This window comes from Cetobacterium sp., from assembly GCF_048470075.1.
Taxonomy (GTDB): Bacteria; Fusobacteriota; Fusobacteriia; order Fusobacteriales; family Fusobacteriaceae; genus Cetobacterium_A.
In genome coordinates this window covers 1-6,998 of the sequence record NZ_DBGBQB010000042.1, presented here as the reverse complement: position 1 = coordinate 6,998, position 6,998 = coordinate 1, and the positions used below count along the sequence as shown (strand labels likewise).

9 protein-coding genes and 1 pseudogene are annotated in these 6,998 nt (G+C 32.7%); all 10 read left to right on the top strand.

From position 1 onward, the window contains the following. Positions 1-457: PTS sugar transporter subunit IIA (locus ACMOUI_RS01350; protein WP_418963950.1), on the top strand; the 457-nt coding region annotated here is incomplete at its 5' end. An 83-nt stretch (positions 458-540) separates the two neighbouring features. After that, on the top strand, positions 541-1,605 hold the full coding sequence (gene ulaG / locus ACMOUI_RS01345) for an L-ascorbate 6-phosphate lactonase (RefSeq protein ID WP_418963949.1): 1,065 nt from the start codon (positions 541-543) through the stop codon (positions 1,603-1,605). Positions 1,606-1,644: 39 nt separating this feature from the next. Beyond that, positions 1,645-3,105 carry a PTS ascorbate transporter subunit IIC gene (locus ACMOUI_RS01340; RefSeq protein ID WP_418963948.1) on the top strand — a complete coding sequence of 487 codons (1,461 nt, stop codon included), beginning with the start codon at positions 1,645-1,647 and terminating at the stop codon, positions 3,103-3,105. 17 nt (positions 3,106-3,122) lie between these two features. Beyond that, positions 3,123-3,401, top strand: coding sequence for a PTS sugar transporter subunit IIB (locus ACMOUI_RS01335; protein WP_418963947.1), 279 nt, complete (start codon positions 3,123-3,125; stop codon positions 3,399-3,401). Positions 3,402-3,464: 63 nt separating this feature from the next. Continuing rightward, positions 3,465-3,908, top strand: coding sequence for a PTS sugar transporter subunit IIA (locus ACMOUI_RS01330; RefSeq protein WP_418963946.1), 444 nt, complete (start codon positions 3,465-3,467; stop codon positions 3,906-3,908). Between the two features lie 29 nt (positions 3,909-3,937). Next, entirely contained in the window at positions 3,938-4,573 is a 636-nt protein-coding gene (locus tag ACMOUI_RS01325) for a 3-keto-L-gulonate-6-phosphate decarboxylase UlaD (RefSeq protein WP_418963945.1), read from the top strand. Positions 4,574-4,576: 3 nt separating this feature from the next. Further along, on the top strand, positions 4,577-5,446 hold the full coding sequence (locus ACMOUI_RS01320; protein WP_418963944.1) for an L-ribulose-5-phosphate 3-epimerase: 870 nt from the start codon (positions 4,577-4,579) through the stop codon (positions 5,444-5,446). Further along, a complete protein-coding gene (gene araD / locus ACMOUI_RS01315) occupies positions 5,440-6,147 on the top strand; it encodes an L-ribulose-5-phosphate 4-epimerase (RefSeq protein WP_418963943.1) in 708 nt (235 codons plus the stop codon). The genes ACMOUI_RS01320 and araD overlap by 7 nt, the downstream gene beginning before the upstream one ends. After that, positions 6,148-6,792: a fructose-6-phosphate aldolase gene (gene fsa, locus ACMOUI_RS01310; RefSeq protein WP_418963942.1), complete on the top strand. Its 645-nt coding sequence runs from the start codon at positions 6,148-6,150 to the stop codon at positions 6,790-6,792. 20 nt (positions 6,793-6,812) lie between these two features. Next, a pseudogene (locus ACMOUI_RS01305) lies at positions 6,813-6,998 on the top strand (transketolase); the annotation flags it as partial.

Sequence of the window (6,998 nt, the reverse complement as noted above, 5' to 3'; positions counted from 1 at the left end):
AAAAAATATTTTAAATTCAAATTTAATTGATGATATTTCGCCAAAAAAAATTACAATTTTTGATATGTTAAATAAAAAACATATATCTTTGGGAGAGATTGCTAAAGATTGGGAAGAGGGAGTAAGAAAAGCTGGAAACCTTCTATTAAAGAATAGATGTGTAGAAGAGAGCTATGTTGAAGAGATGGTTCAATGTATAAAAAACTATGGAAGCTATATGGTTATGGGTAAAAATATTGCATTTCCTCATGCAAAAACTGATAACAATGTGAGTAAAACAGCATTTTCCATAATAACTCTAAAAAATAGTGTTTTATTCCCTGGAGATATACCAGTAAAAACCATAGTTGCTTTTAGTTCTAGGGATAATAAAGAACACTTAGATGGTTTTTTAGAAATAGTGGAAGAGATTGAAAAACCTGATTTTAATATGGAAAAATTTGTAAAAAAATTTTGAATAAAATAGGTTCTTTTTTATAGGAGAGAAATAAAATATACTTCTATCATAAAGGTAAATACAATAATCTGGAGGTAGAAAGTATGTCAAAAATTAGTAAAATAACTAGAGAATCTTGGATATTGAGCACATTCCCAGAATGGGGGACATGGTTAAATGAGGAGATTGAAAATGAAGAGGTTATGCCTGGAACAGTAGCCATGTGGTGGCTTGGATGTACTGGAATTTGGATTAAAACAGAGGGAGATGCAAATTTATGTATAGACCTTTGGGTAAAAACAGGGAAAAAATCTGGGAAAAATCCATTGATGAAAAATCAACACCAACATCAAAGAATGATAGGGTGTAAGGCATTACAACCAAATTTAAGAAATGTACCATGTGTAATAGATCCTTTTGCAATAAAAGAGGTAGATGCAATTTTATCAACTCATGATCATGGAGATCATATAGATGAAAATGTAGCAGCAGCAGTTATACAAAACTGTGACCCCTCAGTTCCTTTTATAGGACCACAAGCATGTGTTGATTTATGGATAAGTTGGGGAGTTCCAGAGGATAGATGTATTGTAGTAAAGCCAGGAGATACAATAAAAATAAAAGATACAGAGATTATTGCTCTTGACTCTTTTGATAGAACAGAGTTGGTAACAGCTCCAGAAGGGGTGATTTTAAAAGATAAGATGCCTCAAGATATGGATAGATTAGCTGTAAACTATCTAATAAAAACTCCAGCAGGAAATATATATCACAGTGGTGATTCACACTACTCTAACTACTATGCAAAACATGGAAATGATTATAAGATAGATGTCGCTTTAGGATCCTATGGTGAAAATCCTAGAGGAATGACAGATAAAATGACATCTGTTGATATGTTAAGAATGGCTGAATGTTTAAATACAGAAGTTGTAATCCCAATTCATCACGATATTTGGACAAACTTTAAAGCGGATCCAAAAGAGATTTTATATCTATGGAATATGAGAAAAGACAGATTGCAATATAAATTTAAACCTTTCCTATGGGAAGTTGGTGGAAAATTTGTGTGGCCATTGGATAAAGACAGACTAGAGTACATGTATGATAGAGGATTCCATGATGCTTTTATAATAGAGCCTGATTTACCATTTAAATCAATGCTTTAATAAGAAATAATAGTGTATAGAGTATAAAGGAGGAAAAGTATGGGAGTGTTATCGGTTTTTGAATTTTTCGTAAATAATATATTAACAAAACCAGAGTTCTTTGTTGGAATTTTAGTTTTTATAGGTTATCTTTTATTAAAAAAACCATTATATCAAGCTTTTTCAGGGTTTATAAAGGCAACTGTAGGTTATATGATATTAAATGTAGGAGCTGGGGGGCTTGTATCAACATTTAGACCTATATTGGCGGGATTAAACGATCGTTTTGGTCTAAATGCAGCTGTAATAGATCCATATTTTGGTTTGAATGCAGTCAATAGTGCTTTAGAATCAATTGGACTTACAACATCTTGGACTATGATTGCACTTTTAATTGGATTTACATTAAATATTGTATTAGTTCTATTTAGAAAATATACTAAAATAAGAACTCTATTTATTACGGGGCATATAATGGTTCAACAAGCAACAACAGCAACGTGGATAATCTTCTATGCTTTTCCTCAATATAGAAACGCAACAGGAGCAGTGATGATAGGGCTTTTCGTTGGAACATACTGGGCAGTTGCAACAAACTTAACAGTGGGAGCAACTCAAAGATTAACAGATGGGGCTGGATTTGTAATCGGTCACCAACAGATGTTTGCAATTTGGGCAACAGATAAAATAGCCCCTAAAATTGGGGATGCTAGTAAAAAGTTAGATGATTTAAAATTACCTGAATGGTTATCAATATTTCACGATAATATTGTTGCAACGGGAACTCTTATGATTATATTCTTTGGAACTATCCTAGGAATACTAGGCGAGGATTATATGAGAGTAGCAGATGCTAAAAATTTTGGAGCAAGTTTAAACTTTATAACTTACATAGTATCAAAATCCTTATACTTTTCAGTTTATTTGGCTATTTTAATGACAGGAGTAAGAATGTTTGTAGGAGAGCTTACAGAATCTTTCCAAGGTATTTCAAATAGAATTTTACCAGGTGTTATGCCAGCAGTAGATTGTGCTGCAGCCTATGGATTTGGATCTCCAAATGCGGTATTATTTGGATTCATATTTGGAGCTATTGGACAATTTATTGCAATAGCAGGGCTTCTAATATTCAAATCTCCAATCTTAATAATAACAGGGTTTGTGCCTGTATTCTTTGATAATGCCACTATAGCAATATTTGCTGAAAAAAGAGGTGGTGTTAAAGCTGCAATGATCTTACCATTTATATCGGGAATACTTCAAGTTACTCTTGGTGCAGTGGCAGTTGCACTGTTTAAACTACAAGGTTTTGGAGGATGGCATGGGAATATAGATCAAAGTACACTTTGGGTAGGACAAGGATTTATCTTAAATAATTTTGGTTTAGTAGGCTATTTCCTATGTATAGTTGGAATGTTAATAATACCTATAATTCAATATAGAAAGGTTAATAATCACGAGTATTATTTTAATAATGAATTAGATGCAGTTGATGAAGAGATTATTGAAGTTAATTACTAAAAAATGGAGGTAAAATCATGGTAAAATTATTGGCAGTTTGTGGGAATGGAATGGGAACAAGTTTAATGATGAAATTAAAAGCTAAGGGAATCTTAGATAAATATAAAATACAAAACACGTGTGAAAATTGCAGTATAGGGCAAGCAAAAGCAGGAATATCAGCATATGATGTCGTTATAGCGTCAACACATTTGGCATCACAATTAAACACAAATACAAAAACAAAGATTATTGCCCTAAAAAATATATTGGATGTAAAAGAGATGGAAGCAAGATTACTGGAAATTATAAAATAAATATATTAATTGGGAGCAGATTTTCTGCTCCCATTTTCTAAAAGGGGAAAGGAGATAAGGATTATGAACTTAAAAAATTCTTTAATAGAAAATAATTCAATAGCTATTAATCAGATAGCTACTTCATGGGAAGAAGCTATTAAAATATCCACAGACTTACTTGTTAAGTCAGGAGCTATTGAGGAAAGATATTATGATGATATTATAAAGAAAACACTGGAATATGGACCATATTATGTTATTATGCCTGAAGTTGCCATGCCTCATGCCAGACCAGAATCAGGAGTTATAAAAGATAGCTTTAGTTTAATAACTTTAAGAGAGCCAGTTTTTTTCGGTGAGGATGTGGGACATGTAAAAATATTGATTACCTTAGCAGCAACAAGTACAGATAACCATAATGAGTTTGGATTAGTACAAGTAGCAAACCTATTTGAAAATGAAGAAAATATAATAAAGATTAAAAATGCTAAGACAAAAGAGGAGATTTTAGCATTAATTCCGTAAAAATTAGAGAGATATTAGGAGGAAATAAAATGAAACCATTATTACAGGTAGCTTTAGATAACAATACATTGAGTGATGCATTAAAATCAGTAAGTCTTTTAGGAGATGTAGTTGATGTGATAGAGGCTGGAACTATTCTTTGTTTACAGGAAGGAATGGAGGCAGTTAGATGTTTAAGAGCTCTTTATCCTGAAAAAATTATACTGGCAGATACAAAGTGTGCTGATGCAGGAGGTACAGTTGCTAAAAATTGTAAAGTGGCAGGAGCAAATTGGATGACAGTTATATGCTGTGCAACAATTCCAACTATGAAAGCTGCATTGAAAGAGATTGATGATTTACAAGTTGAATTATATGGGGATTGGACATATGAACATGCAAAACAATGGAAAGAAGCTGGATTAGCTCAAGTTGTGTATCATCAAAGTAGAGACGCTCTTCTAGCGGGAGAGACTTGGGGTAAAAAAGATTTAGAGAAAGTTCAAAAGTTAATTGAAATGGGATTTAAAGTTTCGGTAACTGGTGGCTTAGAACTGGATACTTTAAAACTGTTTAAGGGTATGGATATATATTGTTTTATTGCTGGAAGATCCTTGAGAGATGCAGAATCACCTAAAGCTGAAGCTCAGAGATGGCAAGAAGAGATCTCTAAAATTTGGGGGTAGAACATGTATAATTTAAATAGATTTCCTTTGGGGATATATGAAAAAGCGCTTCCTAAAAATATAGACTGGAAAGAACGATTAGAGTGTGCTAAAAGTTTGGGATTCGATTTTGTAGAGATTTCAATAGATGAAACAGATGAGAGATTGGCTAGATTAGATTGGACTTTAGAGGAAAGAAAATTATTTGTAAATGCAGTTTTAGAAACCGGGATACGAGTTCCATCAATGTGTTTTAGTGGTCATAGAAGATTTCCATTGGGAAGTGAAAATGATGAGATTAGAAAAAAATCTTTAGAGCTTATGAAAAAAGCAATAGAGTTAGCTGTTGATTTAGGAATTAGAAACATTCAGATGGCAGGATATGATGTCTATTATGAAACAGGAAATGAAAGAACAAAAGAGCTTTATATAGATGGAATGAAACAAGCTTTAAAGTGGGCAGAACAAGCAAATGTAATGTTATCTATTGAGATTATGGATCATCCTTTTATGAACTCTATTAGTAAATACTTGGAATTTGATAGAATTTTAAACTCACCATTTTTAACTGTATATCCAGATATTGGAAATTTATCAGCTTGGGGAAATGATGTTAGAGCTGAAATTTTAAAAGGAAAACATAAAATTAGTGCAATTCATTTAAAAGATACTTTAGCTGTTACAAATATTTTCCCAGGAAAATTTAAAGAAGTTCCCTTTGGAGAAGGTTGTGTGAAATTTATAGAGTTTTTTAAACTTTTAAAAGAGATAGATTATAATGGACCACTGCTGATTGAGATGTGGACTGAAAAGAGTGAAAATCCATTGAAAGAGATTGAAAAAGCAAAAAAGTGGATTGAGGAGAAAATGAAAGAGGGAGGTTTCAGATGTTAGAAGAATTAAAAGAGAAGGTCTTAAAAGCAAACTTAGAGCTACCTAAAAAAGGGTTAGTTACATATACATGGGGAAATGTAAGTGGAATTGATAGAGATAGTAACTTAATTGTTATAAAACCCAGTGGAGTGGAATATGATAATATGACTATAGATGACTTAGTTGTGGTAGATTTAGATGGAAATATCGTAGAAGGACATTTGAAACCATCTTCAGATACGGCTACTCATATAGCTCTTTATAAAAATTTCCCCAATATAGGTGGAGTTGTTCACACTCACTCAAGTTGGGCAACAATTTGGTCTCAAGCAGGAAAATCAATTCCTGCCTATGGAACAACACATGCAGATTATTTCTATGGAGATATTCCATGTACAAGAAAAATGAAAAAAATGGAGATTGAAGGTGAGTATGAACTAGAAACTGGAAAGGTTATAGTTGAAACATTTAATGAGTTTGGATTGAATCCAGATTATACACCAGCGGTTTTAGTAAACTCTCATGGTCCTTTTACTTGGGGAAAAGATGCAGGAGATGCTGTTCATAATGCTGTGGTTTTAGAGGAATTAGCTAAAATGGCTTATAATACTGAAAATCTGAATAGAGAAGTTGAAAGAATGCAAGATGAACTTTTAGATAAACATTTTTTAAGAAAACATGGTAAAAATGCGTATTATGGTCAAAGTGTGGAGGCAAATTAGATGAAAATATTTATAGATACAGCAAATATCAACGAAATAAAAGAAGCAAATGAGATGGGGGTTATTTGTGGAGTTACGACAAATCCCAGTTTAATAGCTAAAGAGGGAAGAGATTTTAAACAGGTAATAAAAGAGATAACAGAGATTGTAGATGGGCCAATCAGTGCAGAAGTAATCTCTTTAGAGGCTGATAAGATGATAGAGGAGGCTTTACCTTTAGCTAAAATTCATGAGAACATTGTGATAAAACTTCCTATGACAATTGAAGGATTAAAAGCTTGTAAGATTTTAACATCAAAGGGAATAAAAACAAATGTGACACTGATTTTTACACCATCTCAAGCACTTTTAGCAGCTAGAGCTGGGGCTACCTTTGTGAGTCCATTTTTAGGAAGATTAGATGATATAGGTGTAGATAGTGTTAGCCTTATAAAAGAGATAGCTGAAATTTTTGAAAAACATAATATAAACTCAGAGATTATTGCAGCTAGTATTAGAAATCCATGGCATGCAAAGGAGGCTGCCTTGGCTGGAGCTCATATAGGAACAATACCTTATTCAACAATTGTTGCGATGACAAAGCATGAATTGACAGATAAAGGTATAGAAAGATTTTTAAAAGATTGGGAAAATGCAAAAAAATAGTTTTCTAAGGGAGAAGAGTGATGAAAGTAAGAGATATGAAACTGGTAGAGGAAAAAGCCACTGAGATAAGAAAAGACATTGTTCAAATGATTTGTAAAGCAAAATCAGGTCATCCAGGAGGTTCATTATCAGCTGCGGATATAGTTACTGCACTATATTTTTCAGAGATGAATATAGACCCTAAAAACCCTAAAATGGAGGGTAGA

What these genes read in the sequence shown, in the direction of transcription:
- ulaG (WP_418963949.1), top strand. Translation starts at nt 541, where the DNA reads ATGTCAAAAATTAGTAAAATAACTAGAGAATCTTGGATATTGAGCACA.
- ACMOUI_RS01340 (WP_418963948.1), top strand. Translation starts at nt 1,645, where the DNA reads ATGGGAGTGTTATCGGTTTTTGAATTTTTCGTAAATAATATATTAACA.
- ACMOUI_RS01335 (WP_418963947.1), top strand. Translation starts at nt 3,123, where the DNA reads ATGGTAAAATTATTGGCAGTTTGTGGGAATGGAATGGGAACAAGTTTA.
- ACMOUI_RS01330 (WP_418963946.1), top strand. Translation starts at nt 3,465, where the DNA reads ATGAACTTAAAAAATTCTTTAATAGAAAATAATTCAATAGCTATTAAT.
- ACMOUI_RS01325 (WP_418963945.1), top strand. Translation starts at nt 3,938, where the DNA reads ATGAAACCATTATTACAGGTAGCTTTAGATAACAATACATTGAGTGAT.
- ACMOUI_RS01320 (WP_418963944.1), top strand. Translation starts at nt 4,577, where the DNA reads ATGTATAATTTAAATAGATTTCCTTTGGGGATATATGAAAAAGCGCTT.
- araD (WP_418963943.1), top strand. Translation starts at nt 5,440, where the DNA reads ATGTTAGAAGAATTAAAAGAGAAGGTCTTAAAAGCAAACTTAGAGCTA.
- fsa (WP_418963942.1), top strand. Translation starts at nt 6,148, where the DNA reads ATGAAAATATTTATAGATACAGCAAATATCAACGAAATAAAAGAAGCA.